The following is a 16,989-nucleotide window of genomic DNA, read 5'->3' on the forward strand; positions in this document are numbered from 1 at the left end:
TTCAGTTAAAAATCAAAGTAAATGTAGGGCAAACTGCCTTCAGGAGCTAATAACCAAACAGCGTAGAAACATAAGGGGACGAATACAAGTTTAAGAGGCCAGTTTAACTCTAACTTCAGCATTCGATTGAAGGCATAGACTATAGACATAAAGGCAGCTAAACCTAGAAGTACCCAAGTGAGTTGGGATTGGCTCATATTTAAGGCTTCCACATAGACCTTTTCAGCAAACTGGGCGTCAGCTGGATAACCCCAAAGATGCCGAATTACCAAAGAAGAGTCTTGGAGATTAGGTAAACGGAACCAAATCCAAGAGGTAAAAACCATCAGTTGAGTTAAAAACCAGGCGACAAAGATACCCAGAGGATTTTGCCAGAATTGTTCTAGATTTTTAAAGCGATCGCTCATAGAATATGTAAGTCGATGAACCACCAAAGCTAATCCGTGGAGCATACCCCAAACGATATAACCTAAAGCAGCACCGTGCCAGATACCAGCAATTAGCATCACAATAAATAAATTCCAGCAGGTACGGACTAAACCCCGACGGGAACCACCCAAAGGAAAGTAGACATAGTTACGTAGCCAATCTCCCAAAGTAATATGCCAGCGTCGCCAAAATTCTGAAATATTGGTGGTGAAATAAGGAAAGTCGAAATTTTCAGGTAGAACTAAGCCAAAAAGCATAGCACTACCACGAGCAATATCTACGTAACCGTTGAAATCTAGATATAACTGCAAGCCATAAGCGAATGTAGCTAACCATAAATCGGTACTACCCGCCCGTAGCAAATTACCAAAGCATAAATCGACGAAAATTCCCAAGTGGTCTGCAAAAATACCTTTTTTGACTGCGCCCCTAGCAATCAACCACAGCGCTTCAACTACTCTATTAGTACTGGGTAATTCTAGTGTATTAAATTGATTTGCTAAGTTGTGGTAACGCGTAATCGGCCCTGATATCAGTTTTGCGAAGAATAATTTGTATGTAGCAAATTTGAGAAAATTATCAGTAGCATGGGCACCGCGATAGACATCTATTAAATAAGCAATACATTCAAAGGTGAAAAATGAAATCCCTAAGGGTGCAATTAATTTAAAAGAGCTATCTGGTGAGTTTGTTTGGACATGAAAAACAAACTTGAATAAAGGAGTAAAATACTTAAAAGCTAATAGCAGTAAAACATTTAAAGTTATACCTATCCACAAAACCTTTAGACGGCGACGATTCCAATCAACTTGAGCAAATTGCCACTCTTCATTAGAAATTTGCGAATCAAGAGAATGTTTTCCTGGTGATGTGTTGTTACCAAGTTCCAGCCCTATACGAAAATTAACAAACGTTAATGCTAATAGTAATGGTATGTATTGAATGTGTAAGGATGCATAAAAAACCAAACTAGCAATTAGCAGCGTCCATAATCGCAATTTCTGTTGTGCTAAAGACCAATAAATTCCTAACACACTCAACAGGAACAGCCCATAGAAAATTGATATAAAGTTCATTTTTTAGTCATTAGTCATTAATCATTTGTCATTGGGAATGGGGCATTGGGCATTGGGCATTGGGCATTGGGCATTGGGAACTATTTATTAATTCTTCCCCTGCTCCCCCTGCTCCCCCTGCTCCCCCTTCTCACTCATCCCATTCCCCACTCCCTATTTCACTGGCCAAGGAATCATCGGATCCAGGGCTAGCTTTTTGGAGACTTCGTATGCACCAAAGCGGTTGAGGTGGCTAGGATCGGAAAAGAAATCATCTACTTTTATCCACTGTTGGCTCAAATCACGATAAATAAAGTTGGGATTAGTAGCCAAACGCAACATATATTGCTGAAATTGTTGCTCATATTGTTTACGCACCGGATCTAAATAATCTCCCGTCAGAGGCATATTCACAAACACTAAGGAGATTTTATGAGACTGGGTAAACTGAAGCACTTCTTGGAAAGCAGTATCTTGCTGTCCTTCTATTTGGAAGGATTTATAATCGCTGTCATAATTTCCAGTAACTTTAGAATGTTTTTGATAGTATCTTGCGGGATTAAAGCGAATAGATAAGGGTAGAAAGCCATCAAAGTCAACCGCTTGCTGGGAAATACTTTCATCTGAAGTACCGTCTGTCAACTGTTTTTGTGATGTAACTGTCTGATTATTACCAAATATGAGGAATTGTTTTTGGAATAAACTTTTAATTTGGTCACGGTTTTGATAGCTAGCAGAAACAGATCCTAGAGCCTGATTTAACGATTGATTTATAGCTTCATAAGTACTAATTTCCTGTTTTTCTTCGTTTGTTTTTTGTTCTCCCGAATTTACCGTATTTTTTGGTAAATCATTGCTACTTGCCGTTGTTGGTGTTTTTTCAAATGCTTGTTTATAACCAGCTGATGCAGCAAGCGATTTAAAGGTAATATCCTCGCGCCCACCGTTGAAAGCACGCGCACCATCTGCCCAGATAATTATTTTGGGTAGTTCTGATGGTTCTAAAACGTGACGAATCACAAAGTCTACAACTTGTGCCGTAGCACCGTTAATTCCAAAGTTAAACACATCAAGATTTGGATAGCCTTGAGTTGCTAAAGCTTTAGAAAGTGCTGCGGGATCTACTCCTCTGAGGGCACGGGAAGAGCCAATAATCAATATATCTGGCGGACTACCAGTTTTAGCTAAACGCTGTTTATACAGTGCTAGTTGCTCGTCTAACTGCCTGACATTAAAACTTGGCATCTGCGATCGCGCTGCTAAAAGAATAGCTGTTGCAGTTGCTTTTTCCTTCAGTGGTGCGGCTGGCAAATTATTTTTTGGAGTTTCATCACTTTGAGTAAATTCCGAAGCATTAAATACAGAACTCTGATTTGGAGGAGATTTTATCTTGGAAGTGCTACTAAAAGATGTCGCTTTCTCATTCTGATTTTTTCCAGATGTCAAAGATGCCTTTTGCTCGGAAGATGAAGATGCGAGGGTGGCACTAGCGACTTTTGGCGAACTGGGCGTATTACGTGCAATAATTCGACCCAATACCCAATCAGTTTGGAGGGTAAGTAATAATCCCAGCGCTCCCCAAACCAGAGCAGTTTTAATTCCTTGAACATCATGGTTACGTTCTGCTGACTCGTTGCTTTCGGTAAATAGCTGGCTTTTCAACAGGAATTTTCTCGCAGTTGAGTTCGCCGTTGCTATCCAATCTCGCGCTACTTCTGTGACAAAATTTTGAACTTTTTCTGTCGTTAAATCTGGGCGCAAAATTGGCTCACTAGTCTCAGATGTTACTAAATCGTTAATGTATATAGAAGTAGCAGCAAATTCTGGGGTTGCTTCCGGTACTAAACGTGGGCGATGTTCAAGATCGACGCCATAATTCCAAAAAGGTTCTTTATTCCCAGCACGGCGACCGTAGATACGTATTCCCATAATACCGGAAATTTTTAACTGGCGGATAAACTGCGTAATTTTATTTACTACTTGTTGCCGCTGTGGACAAACAGGTGCATCACACATAATGTGCAATAAACCATTTTTGTTTAGTAGAAGTACGCGAATTCCACCTGTCAATAATCGCCAATCCAAATCAGGATTGAGTAAGCGCTCTAGTAAAAAAACGATCGCTTGTTCATCGCCAGTATTTGCCAAATCAAGTGGTGATATGGCAAAAGCGGGATGGTTTGCTGCGGGTAAACTCAGCCAATCAATCCAAGTGGGTTCCTTGTCACCTGCTTTTTGTCCGTATACGGTGGCGGCAAAAATGGCTTGAGGAGCGATCGCTTCTAGCTGCGGTAAAATCGCCTCTAAGCACACTACCTTGTCTGGAATCGGGGCAGTTCCTAAAGGATCGAAAGCTGGGATACAAAATATATGTAGCGTTGATTCTTTTAGAGAAACTTGGACACCAACTTTTAACCCTGATAATACTTCAGCTAATAATCGAGCGATCGCTTGCACATCTCCCCAACGCGCCCACTCTTTAAGCATCACCTCTGGTGGAGTCAAATCCACCCGCAGCAGCCAATCAGGGGCAGTTTCGCCGCTTACTTGAGAAACAATTACAGCATCTTGGTAGCCGGAAAGCTTGAGATAACGCAACTTTTGTGCTATAGGTTCAGCAAGCAAAGATGCATCAGGGCTATAGCTTGACTGGCAAAATATCCACAGGCGATTTTCTTCTGGCTGAGAATTTTTTGACTTAGATAGCTTAATCTTTGCCTGTACTGATACGCCTAACGTACTGAGAGTTTCGCTTAAATATCGAGCGATCGCCTCTGGATTACCTTGGCGTGCCAAACTTTCGTTAGAGACAATTAGCGCCCCACCTGATTGTTTTGATTTTTCCGAGTCTGCTAGTAGCGCTTGCTGCACCTGATCGAGATGCTTATCTATTTGATTTAACTGAACCCGATGGCACCATGAGGGGCGCTGTTCCCCTTTTCTGCGACCATAGACAAATACTTGATATATTGAGGTTTGTTCGCTGTTTGTGAGAATATCTAAGTTTGTTTGCTGTAGTGCTTGCAGCAAATCAGACAAAGTACGCCAACGCTGCGGACATTCTGTACCTTCACAAAGAATATGAAGGTCATTTCCCCGCAACCGGACTTTCACTCCGAAAGTGTTGATCCCTGTTGCTTGGCTTACCCATTGCACTAAGGATTGATGGCGATCTGGTACTACTGTTTTCATGCTCAGTTAACTTTACAGTCAGCGATAGTTGGGGAATAGTGCCTGCACTTGTAAACTAGAACCATAGGTGTATCACACTCTGACGTTTTTTTTTAACAATTTTGTTACCTTCGTAGCTCACAAAATCGGCCAAGATAGTCTTGTATAGGTTGTAAGTCTGACTAATGTTGAGTTTTGCGTTTATTTTACTAATAGGGAGTCAAAAATCAGAAGTTAGGAGTTAGGAGAGACGAGATTAATCGCGTCTGTACAAGAACTATGAGTCAGAATAATTCTATATGACTGGCTGATAACTTGTCTTTGAAAACCGGACTTGTTTTCCAATGTGTTAACGTCCCTGATGGGTAAAACAAACAACAAGCTGATCTCATTTAAGCTCCATCCTCAATTGTTGGAGTTATATTAACTCCTAATTCCTGTAGAGGCGCTGATTAATCGCGTCTCTAGTCATAAATTCCCATAACCAAAAATTAGCAATGCCCCCTACCAACCAACAGTCTTCACCTAAACCCGCATCCAATCTGGATTTGTTTCCCATTTCTCAATCGTTTCTTTTACAAATAGGTACAGCGTCTATATTACTGCTGCTGCTTACTGGAAAAACTACACTCAGAGCACTAGAAGCCATAGGGGAAGCGAGTGAAGAATTGTTTCGAGGCGATCGCCTACCCAACCTAGACTTCCCGGATGAACACGAAATCAATCAAGATGAGAAGATATACACCAAATAATTATTTGCTCAGGAACAACCCGGTAAGCATTAAGTGCAAAACCTAGAACCGTAAACAGTAATTAGCTTTACAAGAATAGAGAATATGGGTTCCCTTTTATACTCTTCGTCTCAAACTGCGGATATATACCCGGTGTCGGAATTATTTTTGCGTCATCGTCTCCAGGTAGTGGAAGAATTGTGGGAGTCAGTTCTCCGGCAAGAATGCGGTCAAAATATGGTAGAGTTGTTGCGTGAGTTGCGCGATTTGTGTTCGCCAGAAGGACAAGCAACACATGACCAAGCATCCTCAGCCGTCAAATTAATTGAACAACTTAATATCAACGAAGCAATTCGCGCAGCTCGTGCTTTCGCTCTGTATTTTCAGTTGATTAACATCATTGAGCAGGAATACGAACAACGGCAGCAATTGAGTCGTTATGAGGCAGAAACAGAAGCTACAGAGCCAGAAACATCAGCCAATGTTAACTATTCGTCTAATCAAAGAGAAGATGATGCACCTGTTAGCAAGGGAATAGCAGCAACCTTCCTCAGAAAGAGTTATCTCGAAAAGGGGCAAGTCAAACCAAAAGGTACTTTTGCTGCCTTGTTTCCCTATTTATTCAAACTGAATGTCCCACCCCAGCAAATTCAACGTTTAATTGCACATCTGGATGTGCGCTTAGTTTTTACAGCGCACCCGACGGAAATTGTTCGTCATACTATCCGAGATAAGCAGCGACAAGTAGTACAACTTTTGCAAAAACTGGATGCCTTGGAAAACCATTCCGGGACTACATCAGGAGCATATTCTTGGGAAGCAGTAGATGTGCGAGAACAATTGCTTGAAGAAATTCGCCTGTGGTGGCGTACAGACGAACTTCACCAGTTCAAACCCACAGTGCTAGATGAAGTAGATTATGCCCTGCACTACTTTCAAGAAGTTCTATTTGATGGCATTCCCCAACTGTATAAACGTTTTAAACACACTCTATCCAATACCTTTCCTTGGCTAGAACCACCGAGTAAAAACTTTTGCTCTTTTGGCTCCTGGGTAGGCTCAGACAGAGATGGGAACCCATCAGTTACACCCGAAATCACCTGGAAAACGGCTTGCTATCAGCGCAAAATGGTCATTGGGAGATATATTCAGTCAGTGAAAAATCTGATTGAATTGTTGAGTGTGTCAATGCACTGGAGTGATGTTTTACCAGACTTACTGGAATCTCTAGAATTGGAGCAGTCCCAGTTAAGCGAAGTATATGACGCACTGGCGCTGCGTTATCGACAAGAACCCTATCGCCTAAAACTGGCTTACGTGCTGAAACGGTTGGAAAATACTCGCGATCGCAATCTAGCTTTGTACAATCGGGAAACGCCAACAAATCAAGACAGTCCTCAGTATCGTTCAGGAGCCGATTTTTTAGCAGAACTGCGAATGATTCAGCGCAACTTGACAGAAACAGGTTTAAGTTGTCGAGAATTAGAAAATCTGATCTGTCAGGTAGAAATTTTTGGCTTTAACTTGACACAGTTAGATATCCGCCAAGAATCATCTCGTCACGCCGACGCGCTCAATGAGATCCTGGAATACCTGCAAATATTGCCCCAACCTTACAACGAACTATCTGAGGAGCAAAGAGTTGCTTGGCTCACAGGCGAACTGCAAACCCGCAGACCATTAATTCCGGCAGAATTGCCATTTTCCGAAAAAACCAACGATGTAATTGAAACCTTTCGCATCGTGCGATCGCTGCAACAAGAATTTGGTCTTAACATCTGCCAAACTTACATTATCAGTATGTGCCGCGAGGTGAGCGACGTGCTAGAAGTATTGCTTTTAGCCAAAGAAGCCAGACTTTTTGACCCCGCCCTTGCCGTCGGAACTATTCAAGTTATTCCCCTATTTGAAACAGTAGAAGATTTACAACGCTCTAGAAGCGTCATGCGGAAACTGTTTGAACTGCCGTTATATCGCGCTTTGTTAGCCGGTGGTTACGAACAGACAAAAGTAGAAGGTACAGATGAAAATTCACCCTCCCCCGATCCTCTGCTTTCCTGCTCCCCTGCCTCCTCCATTACCCCTAATTTACAAGAAGTAATGCTGGGGTATTCTGACAGCAACAAAGACTCTGGTTTTTTAAGTAGTAACTGGGAAATTCATAAAGCTCAAAAATCACTGCAAGAAATAGCGGAAAACTACGATTTGAATTTGCGGATTTTCCACGGACGCGGTGGTTCTGTAGGACGAGGTGGGGGCCCGGCTTACGAAGCGATTTTGGCTCAACCAGGTCATAGTATCAATGGGCGAATCAAGATTACCGAACAAGGAGAAGTTTTAGCTTCCAAATATTCCTTGTTGGACTTGGCTTTGTATCACATGGAAACCATCACCACGGCTGTGATTCAAGCTAGTCTGTTGCGAACAGGGTTTGATGATATTGAACCCTGGAATGAAATAATGGAAGAATTAGCAGCGCGATCGCGTCAACATTATCGTGCTTTAATCTACGAACAGCCTGATTTTGTTGATTTCTTCCATCAAGTAACTCCCATTGAAGAAATTAGTCAACTGCAAATTAGTTCCCGTCCCGCACGCCGCCCATCTGGTAAAAAAGACTTAAGTAGTCTGCGAGCTATTCCTTGGGTATTTAGCTGGACACAAACTCGCTTTTTGCTTCCTTCGTGGTACGGTGTTGGCACAGCATTACAAGAATTCTTGAACGAGGAACCAGAAGAACACTTGAAATTACTGCGCTACTTTTACGTTAAGTGGCCATTCTTCAAGATGGTGATTTCTAAAGCGGAGATGACCTTAGCAAAAGTAGATATGCAAATGGCGCATCACTACGTCCAAGAACTCTCAAAACCAGAAGATCAACTTCGTTTTGCTAAAGTTTTTGACCAAATTGCCAGCGAGTTCTATCTGACAAGGGATTTGGTGTTAAAAATCACCGATCACAATCGACTGTTAGATGGCGATCCTATATTGCAACGGTCTGTGCAGTTACGCAATGGCACAATTGTCCCCTTGGGATTTATCCAAGTTTCACTACTCAAGCGCCTACGGCAGTCTCAAAATACTACTGCTACTTCTGGAGTAATTCATTCTCGTTACAGCAAAGGCGAGTTACTTCGAGGAGCATTGTTAACTATTAATGGTATTGCTGCTGGGATGAGAAATACAGGTTGATGGGGGATGAGGGAGAAGAAGAGTGGAGTTTGAAGATTTGTCGGCGAATATCAAATGATTCGTCGGCGAGTATCAAACACTCATTCACGAGTATTAAAAATTCGTCGGCGAGTATGAAAGACTCGTTTACGAGTATCAAAGACTTATCCCCAATGCCCTTAATGCGACTCAAAGTAGAACCACCACAAACTGACACCGGCAATTTCAAAAATAGATTAATCTTGACTTAAAGTACACTGTTGTCGATCGAGATAACAAGTTGCTTGCCTCCCTCGTAATTTCTTTCCCTTCTGCAAAATTTGAACATTACCAGACAAAATAATCTGCCGTCCTGTTGGCACAAATCGAATTTCATCAGCACTCGCTTGAATTTGAGCTTCTGAATAAACAAAAGTAGCGTTACCAGTCGCTTTTAATTCTTGGGTATCCTTATTGTATTCTTGAACATCTGACTGGAGGGTGAATTTTCCTGTTTCAATTAATTGGGCAATAGTCTGTGCATTTGCCCGTGTATCAACTGTTGAGTTTACCAGTGATGCAATCCATTGAGGCAGCTGTCTTGATGTGATAGTAGGAATGCCCAAAATAACAGTGATTGCAAGTGAGACACAAGCAATTAAAGGGAGGTGACGATTCCATCGTCTAAATGAAATGTTTATTGGATTTGCTTTTTGTAAAGCAGATTGATGCGCTTGCAATAGCTTGGTTTCGAGTTGAACTTGAAAAATTCGGTCTGGCTCAATCTCTGTTGCAAGGTCACTTAAATAAGAAAGCAATTCAATATCTAACTCAGACAAATCGGTAGGTTTATCAGATTTAAAATTCATTATCTTCACTCACAAGTTGTGGCTAAATATTTACGGAGGTCTTTTAAAGCACGGCAACCCAGCATTTTGACAGCAGCTTCACTTTTTCCCATGACTTGTGCTGTTTCGGCTACACTCAGTCCTGCGAATATTTTGAGGGCAATGGCTTCTGCTCGCTCAGGGCTAAGTCGTCTCAGGGCTTGAGCAACCTGTTCTAAAGAAAATTGCTGATTGACGAATTCTTCTGGTGTAATTGACCTGTCTGCAACTTGATAAGCCTTCTCCAACGGTAATGTTAAACGCTTACCACGAAAATAATCTGCTGATTTTCGACGGGCAATTGCTATCAGCCAAGCAGCGAATTTACCTTGTCCTCGAAAACTAGAGATTCCTTCTTGGGCTACTAGGAATGTTTGGGTAGTTAAATCTTGAGCATCATGCACGTTACCCACTTTCGCTAACTGATAGCTATAAACGGCTTTGAGATTGCGTCGGTATAGTTCTGCAAAAGCTTCTGAACTGTGCCGCGCTAACTGAGCTAACTCTTCATCTGACCTCATTTTCAGTTCCAAGAAGTATTGCTTGTCAGCCCGACACGATGACAGAAAATCCATTTATGTTTTCCTTGCATCAAATTTAAGGTTCTATTGCGTTAGTCGCACACAGCGATCATTTAGTAACAGGCAAGTTGAAAAAAATTTTGTTGATAGCCCTGCTTTATATTTCATGTGAAATTAATATGAGACAATTTTAAAGAAAAATATAATTAATTTTGGAAATTCGTTGGAGTCTTAAAAACTCATGGGCGAGTATCAAAGACTTATCCCCACTCTCCATTCCAATGACTAAAAACAAAATTTTAATTTGCACTTTTTTAGCCCTAGCATCAGGTTTTTTTGGTGCTTACACCAGTGGGCAAATCACCATAATGCTCCATAGCCAAAAGTGCCAAAACCAACCTTGGGGTTTAAAGGAGATGTGCAACGCTTGGATCACACCAGGAGCAATATGGCAAGGTAGCACAACAGGACTTTGGACAGGCACTATCTTAGGGGCTTTTGTTGGTGGTTTGGTGACGCGACAAGCTCGTGACTAGTCTCATCTGATACCAAATTCAATTAATGATTGCCATACATCCTTGGGTAAAGACGCGATGAATCGCGTCTCTACAAATTTTCAAATGGATTGGCAGCTTTGGTGTCAGCAAGACTGGTAAAATCTACCCATAGCGAAGAAGAGACAAATCACCATGCCTACCGAAACTAACCCAGGGAATCAAACTACTACAGGAGCTGATGCCATTGATGAAGCGATCGCACAGGGAATTGATTTTGATGGTTCTCCCATTCCGCCTGCCAAGCTAGAACTTTATGGTAAAGTTATGGCGCTAGAAAGCAATAGACAGCGCAGTGGTGTATCTAATACGATGCGATCGCGCATTGTGCGAATTGGCGCAAAACACATTCCGCAACCAGAACTCGACCAATTACTCGTAGATGCTGGTTTTGCACCGTTGAAAGAGAAAGAAATTGCTTTTTTCTATAGTGGCAAATAAAGTTAGGAGTTACAGCAGAATTCAGAATTCAGAATTCAGGAGGCAGAAGGCAGAAGGAACCCACGCTTAAAAACGTGGGATTGAAATCAATTTTTTACCTTACACATCCCAAATTGCCATCTGTATTTTGGCTTCTTGAGTCTTTTCTTGAGCGCGTCGAAAAGTGTATCTTCAGCAAGATTTTGTCAACTTTGCCTTGTGTTTGAATTGGCAGATGGCTATATGTACTTGAGTAATAGCTGAAAGACTTGGAGAACACATGTCAAGAACTACGTCAAATTCAGAAATGCAATATCGAGTTATCGGTAGCACAGGAGAGAAAGTTTCCGCCATCGGATTGGGTGGTTGGCACATTGCCTTAAAGCACGTTGATGAGCAACTAGGTATCCGCATTGTGAGAACAGCCATCGATCGCGGCATCACCTTTATGGATAACTGTTGGGATTACAACGGTGGAGTCAGCGAGATTCGTATGGGAAAAGCGCTGCGCGATGGCTATCGGGATAAAGTGTTTCTGATGACGAAAATCGATGGTCGCTCTAAGAAAGAAGCTGCAAAACAGTTAGACGAATCACTCAAACGCTTGCAAGTTGATTGCATCGATCTTGTTCAGCATCATGAAGTGATTCGATATGAAGACCCCCATCGAATTTTTGACCCAGAAGGGGCAAATGCTGCCTTGATTGAGGCGCGAGAAGCTGGAAAACTCCGATACATCGGTTTCACTGGGCATAAAGATCCCCATATTCATTTACATACGCTGGAAGTTGCGGCTGCTCACGGGTTTAAATTTGATACAGTGCAGATGCCACTGAATGTAATGGATGCCCACTACCGGAGCTTTGCAAAGCTGGTTGTACCGGAACTTGTGAAACAAAATATCGGCATTTTGGGGATGAAAAGCTTGGGAAACGGTATTCTTTTACAGTCAAAGACTGTAACGCCAATTGAGTGTTTACACTATGCTTTGAATCTACCAACATCGGTTGTGATTACCGGAATTGACAGCATGGAGATTCTAGAGCAAGCTTTTGAAGCAGTGCGGACGTTCCAGCCAATGAACGACGAGCAAGTGCGATCGCTCTTAGCAAAAACAGCAGAAGCGGCATCACACGGCGAGTTTGAGCCGTTCAAAACCTCATCAATCTTTGATGGCACTGCCCAAAATCCAGATTGGCTGGGAGAGGAACCAGAGCGCATCCAGCAGTTGATGTCAGCGTAGATGCTTTCTTAGTGTTGTCTATGCAGGAAGTTCATAAAGTGATACAACACTAGAATATCTTCCAGTTTAGTAATTGCGTAGGCGTAGCCCGTCGTAGACATCGCCACGCTATCTAATGCAACCCTCTGCAATGGCATTGTTTCGGCTGACTATACGATTGTTTTGACTAACAATGCCATTGTTTTGGCTGATTATACGATTGTTTCGTCTAACAATGCCATTGTTTCGGCTGATTATACGATTGTTGTGACTGACAATGGCATTGTTTCGACCTGCAAAAATATAACTTACGCTTTTTTTAACCTTGTTCTATCTAAAAATCTTACTTTACTGTTAGATTTTGTGTTGTAATGGGCACATTAAGGAGATACACTATACCAGTATAATTATATGCCCACCCAAGATAAAACCCGTCGTTTACCTTCTCAATCAATTAGTCAAGACATAAACTCATTTCACGGCTTGCAAACCATCAGCACATACAATACAACCCGTACTGATGCCTCTGTCACAAACTTGCAGCAAGCTTATCAAGCTATGTTGGCGCAGCAACAATCCGAAACTGAAAAACTAACTTTATATCGTGCTGCGGCGGATGCTGCACGATTAGCAGAATGGGAATTTCATAATGCTGTATTAGCGATGAAAGAAGTAATTCGCGGACAATATGGTTCAGATAGCGATCAAGCTCAAGCCGTTGGATTGAAGAAAAAATCAGAACGCAAGCGTCCCAATCGTAAAAAGTCAGTTGCGATGGCGTAACCGCCCGCTGGAAGCGATCGCAAGTTAATTAAGTGAAGGGCGATCGCTAACTTTTCTCTCAGTGGGTTAGCGTAGCTCACCGTGGGTATCGCCCATGTCGAGAAATTGTAATTTGTTTAAACCAACCTTTGATTAGTAAGAAATAATTTTTACTCAAAATTCAATCTATCAAACTAGTGAACTAATTTCATAACTATTGATGCAAGAACTTCTATCTAGGGAGTGATATAGTCAACAAGCTAAATGAAGTAAAAATAGTATGCTAAATCACATGAGATTGTATTGTATGAAATTCAATTATGTTGCAAAACAACTTTCCACAGTAAAACGCTTGATGGCTACAACATTGCTTTGTATGTTAGCGATCGCTTTCGTTTGGCAAGGTGCATTTTTCTCCAACACCTCAGCAATGGCTGCTCCTGCTGGAACCTTGATTGCATACGATGATGCAGATCGCGCTCAAGACAAAGCTGGTAGAGACGCTGGACGAACCAAAAATTTCATTGATGATACGGCAGATAAAGTTAAGGACGCTGCCAAGAGCAATGCCAGTAAAGTTGACCAAGCAACAGACAATGATAGCCCTATTGGACGTAAAGCCAAGAAAGATGCCGCTACAATTCAGAGAAGAGCAAGTGAAGATGCATCTCGGACTAAAGAAGCAGTAGACAACACAAAGAATGTTGTTGAACGTACTGTAGAAAACATTAAGGATGCTTTCGGTCAATAGAGATATAGATATATAAATCCTATTGGATTCGTAAAAATCGAAAGCTTTTAATTTCCGACTTCTTTAAGAAGTCGGAAATATTGTCATTTGCGAGTAATTTTGGAAAGTCTTGGGTTAAGTCAATATTATTACAGCAATTTACAGATAGTTAAACCATTATGGTAGGGTAGCACAGCTAGCTCTGCATCTCTACAGAAGATTGTAGTTAAAACCTCCTTTCTAGTTGAGGACTCTTAACCAAATATAAAAAAAATTTCCTAAATAAATAAAGTTAGATCAAGTAATCGAGTAGCTTTAGATACATATTTTTCACAGTTATCGTAACTAGCGATCGCTGATAAAATTAGCTGCTGTCACCGAAGCAGAGTCAAAACTATAATTTACCAGCAATTATGCTAGATATATAGTTATAAATAAAATATTTGATTTTCTTTTGTACTAACTTCCGATGGCAAAATTGAGTAATCTGCTTAGGAAACTTCCGCAAATTGCTTTTGAAAAACTTGTTTTTATATACGCATTGCTGACTATATTTAAGTAGCATTACTCACTAAAAAAATATGTTATAACTTTAACTGATTGCGACTTTATTTGACGAATTGTTAATGGTTAACAGATTTTTCCCGATTATCAATTAAGAAGTTATACTTTCCACTACAACTTAGTAACAATGTAAAAGTTTGATTCCGTGTACAACCCGACCGTGGGAAAATCAAAATACCGAGACTCGAAGTTAGAGAGGAAAACCTTATAATATGCATCTGAGCGAAATCACCCATCCTAATCAGTTGCACGGTTTATCTGTTCGCCAACTGCAACAGATTGCCCGTCAGATTCGAGATAAGCATCTTCAAACAGTAGCAGTTAATGGTGGACACTTAGGGCCAGGGTTGGGTGTTGTCGAATTAACACTAGGACTTTACCAAACACTGGACTTAGATCGGGATAAAGTGATTTGGGATGTAGGACACCAAGCTTATCCCCACAAACTGCTTACAGGACGTTACGATCGCTTCCACACCCTTAGACAAAAGGATGGAATTGCAGGTTATCTCAAGCGGGGTGAAAACAAATTTGACCACTTTGGGGCTGGACACGCTTCTACAAGTATTTCAGCAGCGTTGGGCATGGCTTTAGCGCGAGACTTGAAAGGAGAAAAATTTAAAGCCGTTGCTGTGATTGGCGATGGGGCACTGACTGGCGGCATGGCTTTAGAAGCTATCAACCACGCCGGACACATGCCGAAAACCAATCTGTTGGTTGTTCTCAACGACAACGATATGTCCATATCTCGCAACGTCGGCGCAATCCCCCGCTATCTCAACAAAATGCGCCTCAGCCAACCGGTGCAATTTATTAAAGATAATCTTGAAGAACAGTTGAAGCAAATTCCTTTCGTTGGTGAATCCCTCTCACCCGAACTCGGACGCATCAAAGAAGGTATGAAGCGTTTGGCTGTTCCAAAGGTAGGTGCAGTTTTTGAAGAACTCGGCTTTACCTACATTGGGCCAGTGGATGGACATAATCTCGAAGAACTAATTGCCACCTTCCAACAAGCACATCAGATACCAGGCCCAGTTTTAGTTCATGTGGCAACAGTTAAAGGCAAAGGTTATGAAATAGCCGAACTAGATCAAGTTGGCTACCACGCCCAAAGCCCTTTCAATGTCGCAACTGGTAAATCCATTCCTTCTAATAAACCCAAACCCCCAGCTTATGCCAAGGTCTTTTCTCACACTTTGGTGAAACTTGCCGAACAAAACCCAAAAATCATCGGCATTACTGCGGCTATGGCAACGGGAACAGGTTTAGATAAACTTCAAGCAAAACTGCCCAATCAATATGTTGATGTTGGCATTGCGGAACAACACGCAATTACCCTAGCAGCAGGACTTGCAAGCGAAGGGATGCGCCCGGTTGCAGCTATTTATTCCACCTTCTTGCAACGCGCCTACGACCAGATAATTCATGATGTCTGCATCCAAAACCTGCCAGTATTCTTCTGCTTGGATCGGGCGGGAATCGTCGGATCTGATGGCCCCACCCACCAAGGTATGTATGACATTGCCTATCTGCGTTGCATTCCCAACATAGTAATCATGGCCCCCAAAGACGAGGCAGAACTGCAAAGCATGGTAGTAACTGGCGTTAATCATACCAGTGGGCCGATCGCAATGCGCTACCCTCGTGGCAATGGCTACGGCGTTCCTTTGATGGAGGAAGGTTGGGAACCTTTAGAAATCGGCAAAGGCGAGATTTTGCGTACAGGCGATGATGTGTTAATCGTCGCTTATGGCACAATGGTTTATCCAGGAATGCAAGCTGCGGAAATTCTCAGTGAACATGGCATTGAAGCAACTGTAATTAATGCCCGTTTCGTTAAACCTTTGGATACCGAGTTAATTTTGCCTTTGGCGAAGAAAATCGGCCGTGTTGTCACCTTAGAAGAAGGTTGTATCATGGGTGGTTTTGGTTCTGCGATCGCGGAAGCTTTACTAGACGCAGATATTCTCGTTCCTGTCAAGCGATTCGGTGTACCAGATGTGTTAGTAGATCATGCTGAACCCAATGAATCTAAGACAGAATTAGGTTTAACTAGCCATCAAATAGCAGAGAGAGTATTGCAAGCTTACTTTAAGCAGCAAGTATCTGCTGTTGTTTAGTTAATTATTTGTAGTAATAAATCGCCCACACTTATGACTCAGGTGTGGGCGATCGTTTATGAAAATGGCAAGTTTAATATTAATAATATTATGTTGGGTTAAACCTTAGTCAATTACCCAAAATGATCGAGTATTAAATAATTAGTGCAGTTTATTTTTATTTTTCCATTATCTGTATACTTAATCTAGTTAATAACTAGATTAAGTATACCATCAATTCAATAGCAGGATCAATTTAGTAGCAAGCGATCGCTTTCTAGTTTTCATGGGTTAAACAAGTAAAGTTTAACCCCACATTTTCTCGTACTTTTTTCAAACAAATTGATTGAGAGTGAAGAGCAACATAATAATTAATACTAAATATTAATTATTGAGTTCACAAAAATCATGTAATAGATATTGCATGATATGTCAAATTCTGTCTGCACATTTTAAATCCAAAAAAGCACAGTAAAACTTATGGCTATTCAAGGAACATACAATAACGATAATTTAGTCGGCACTTCTGGAAATGACACTATTGAAGGCTTAAACGGTAATGATACCCTTTCTGGGCTAGGTGGAAATGATCAATTATCAGGTGGTGCTGGAAGTGATAGCTTGTATGGCGGTGCAGGTAACGATCAATTTGTTTTAGAGAACTTTGATGGTTATGGTGGTAGTAAAGACCAAG

Annotated in this window: 12 protein-coding genes and 1 pseudogene; 9 read left to right on the top strand and 4 right to left on the bottom strand. The window is 41.5% G+C overall.

Features of this window, described 5'->3' with window-relative positions; translation table 11 throughout:
• Positions 1–5: 5 nt before the first annotated feature.
• Both V7K79_RS28310 and V7K79_RS28315 read right to left on the bottom strand, forming a co-directional pair.
• A complete protein-coding gene (locus V7K79_RS28310; RefSeq protein ID WP_335052640.1) occupies positions 6–1,505 on the bottom strand; it encodes an MBOAT family O-acyltransferase in 1,500 nt (499 codons plus the stop codon).
• A 153-nt stretch (positions 1,506–1,658) separates the two neighbouring features.
• Entirely contained in the window at positions 1,659–4,676 is a 3,018-nt protein-coding gene (locus tag V7K79_RS28315) for a DUF1574 domain-containing protein (RefSeq protein WP_335052642.1), read from the bottom strand.
• Between the two features lie 476 nt (positions 4,677–5,152).
• Here V7K79_RS28315 and V7K79_RS28320 point away from each other — a divergent pair, with 476 nt between their 5' ends.
• Together V7K79_RS28320 and V7K79_RS28325 are read left to right on the top strand one after the other, a co-directional pair.
• Positions 5,153–5,407, top strand: coding sequence for a hypothetical protein (locus V7K79_RS28320; RefSeq protein ID WP_335052644.1), 255 nt, complete (start codon positions 5,153–5,155; stop codon positions 5,405–5,407).
• An 84-nt stretch (positions 5,408–5,491) separates the two neighbouring features.
• The gene (locus V7K79_RS28325; protein ID WP_335052646.1) at positions 5,492–8,578 is read left to right on the top strand and encodes a phosphoenolpyruvate carboxylase; all 3,087 of its coding nucleotides are present in this window, start codon (positions 5,492–5,494) and stop codon (positions 8,576–8,578) included.
• 215 nt (positions 8,579–8,793) lie between these two features.
• On the opposite strand, the gene V7K79_RS28330 is transcribed toward V7K79_RS28325, so the two are convergent.
• Together V7K79_RS28330 and V7K79_RS28335 are read right to left on the bottom strand one after the other, a co-directional pair.
• Positions 8,794–9,405 carry an LptA/OstA family protein gene (locus V7K79_RS28330; protein ID WP_335052648.1) on the bottom strand — a complete coding sequence of 204 codons (612 nt, stop codon included), beginning with the start codon at positions 9,403–9,405 and terminating at the stop codon, positions 8,794–8,796.
• A gap of 5 nt (positions 9,406–9,410) precedes the next feature.
• Positions 9,411–9,998, bottom strand: a complete 588-nt coding sequence (locus V7K79_RS28335) for an RNA polymerase sigma factor (protein ID WP_335052650.1) — start codon at positions 9,996–9,998, stop codon at positions 9,411–9,413.
• A 227-nt stretch (positions 9,999–10,225) separates the two neighbouring features.
• Between V7K79_RS28335 and V7K79_RS28340 the strand changes: the two genes are divergently transcribed.
• The 7 genes and pseudogenes from V7K79_RS28340 to V7K79_RS28370 form a co-directional block, all read left to right on the top strand.
• Entirely contained in the window at positions 10,226–10,480 is a 255-nt protein-coding gene (locus V7K79_RS28340; RefSeq protein WP_335052651.1) for a hypothetical protein, read from the top strand.
• 153 nt (positions 10,481–10,633) lie between these two features.
• Positions 10,634–10,939 carry a small RNA NsiR4-regulated ssr1528 family protein gene (locus tag V7K79_RS28345; protein ID WP_335052653.1) on the top strand — a complete coding sequence of 102 codons (306 nt, stop codon included), beginning with the start codon at positions 10,634–10,636 and terminating at the stop codon, positions 10,937–10,939.
• 259 nt (positions 10,940–11,198) lie between these two features.
• On the top strand, positions 11,199–12,161 hold the full coding sequence (locus tag V7K79_RS28350) for an aldo/keto reductase (RefSeq protein ID WP_335052655.1): 963 nt from the start codon (positions 11,199–11,201) through the stop codon (positions 12,159–12,161).
• 390 nt (positions 12,162–12,551) lie between these two features.
• Entirely contained in the window at positions 12,552–12,923 is a 372-nt protein-coding gene (locus V7K79_RS28355) for a hypothetical protein (RefSeq protein WP_335052657.1), read from the top strand.
• 286 nt (positions 12,924–13,209) lie between these two features.
• The gene (locus tag V7K79_RS28360; RefSeq protein WP_335052659.1) at positions 13,210–13,653 is read left to right on the top strand and encodes a hypothetical protein; all 444 of its coding nucleotides are present in this window, start codon (positions 13,210–13,212) and stop codon (positions 13,651–13,653) included.
• A 755-nt stretch (positions 13,654–14,408) separates the two neighbouring features.
• Positions 14,409–16,316 (top strand): 1-deoxy-D-xylulose-5-phosphate synthase, encoded by a 1,908-nt coding sequence (gene dxs / locus V7K79_RS28365; RefSeq protein WP_335052661.1) that lies wholly within the window; start codon positions 14,409–14,411, stop codon positions 16,314–16,316.
• Positions 16,317–16,775: 459 nt separating this feature from the next.
• Positions 16,776–16,989 (top strand): annotated as a pseudogene (locus V7K79_RS28370) (pentapeptide repeat-containing protein); the annotation flags it as partial.

This window comes from Nostoc sp., from assembly GCF_036917575.1.
In the GTDB taxonomy this organism is placed as follows: Bacteria; Cyanobacteriota; Cyanobacteriia; order Cyanobacteriales; family Nostocaceae; genus Nostoc.

Bases quoted from the DNA above. Each gene is read 5' to 3' on its own strand.
- V7K79_RS28310 (WP_335052640.1), bottom strand. From the start codon at position 1,505: ATGAACTTTATATCAATTTTCTATGGGCTGTTCCTGTTGAGTGTGTTA.
- V7K79_RS28315 (WP_335052642.1), bottom strand. From the start codon at position 4,676: ATGAAAACAGTAGTACCAGATCGCCATCAATCCTTAGTGCAATGGGTA.
- V7K79_RS28320 (WP_335052644.1), top strand. From the start codon at position 5,153: ATGCCCCCTACCAACCAACAGTCTTCACCTAAACCCGCATCCAATCTG.
- V7K79_RS28325 (WP_335052646.1), top strand. From the start codon at position 5,492: ATGGGTTCCCTTTTATACTCTTCGTCTCAAACTGCGGATATATACCCG.
- V7K79_RS28330 (WP_335052648.1), bottom strand. From the start codon at position 9,405: ATGAATTTTAAATCTGATAAACCTACCGATTTGTCTGAGTTAGATATT.
- V7K79_RS28335 (WP_335052650.1), bottom strand. From the start codon at position 9,998: ATGGATTTTCTGTCATCGTGTCGGGCTGACAAGCAATACTTCTTGGAA.
- V7K79_RS28340 (WP_335052651.1), top strand. From the start codon at position 10,226: ATGACTAAAAACAAAATTTTAATTTGCACTTTTTTAGCCCTAGCATCA.
- V7K79_RS28345 (WP_335052653.1), top strand. From the start codon at position 10,634: ATGCCTACCGAAACTAACCCAGGGAATCAAACTACTACAGGAGCTGAT.
- V7K79_RS28350 (WP_335052655.1), top strand. From the start codon at position 11,199: ATGTCAAGAACTACGTCAAATTCAGAAATGCAATATCGAGTTATCGGT.
- V7K79_RS28355 (WP_335052657.1), top strand. From the start codon at position 12,552: ATGCCCACCCAAGATAAAACCCGTCGTTTACCTTCTCAATCAATTAGT.
- V7K79_RS28360 (WP_335052659.1), top strand. From the start codon at position 13,210: ATGAAATTCAATTATGTTGCAAAACAACTTTCCACAGTAAAACGCTTG.
- dxs (WP_335052661.1), top strand. From the start codon at position 14,409: ATGCATCTGAGCGAAATCACCCATCCTAATCAGTTGCACGGTTTATCT.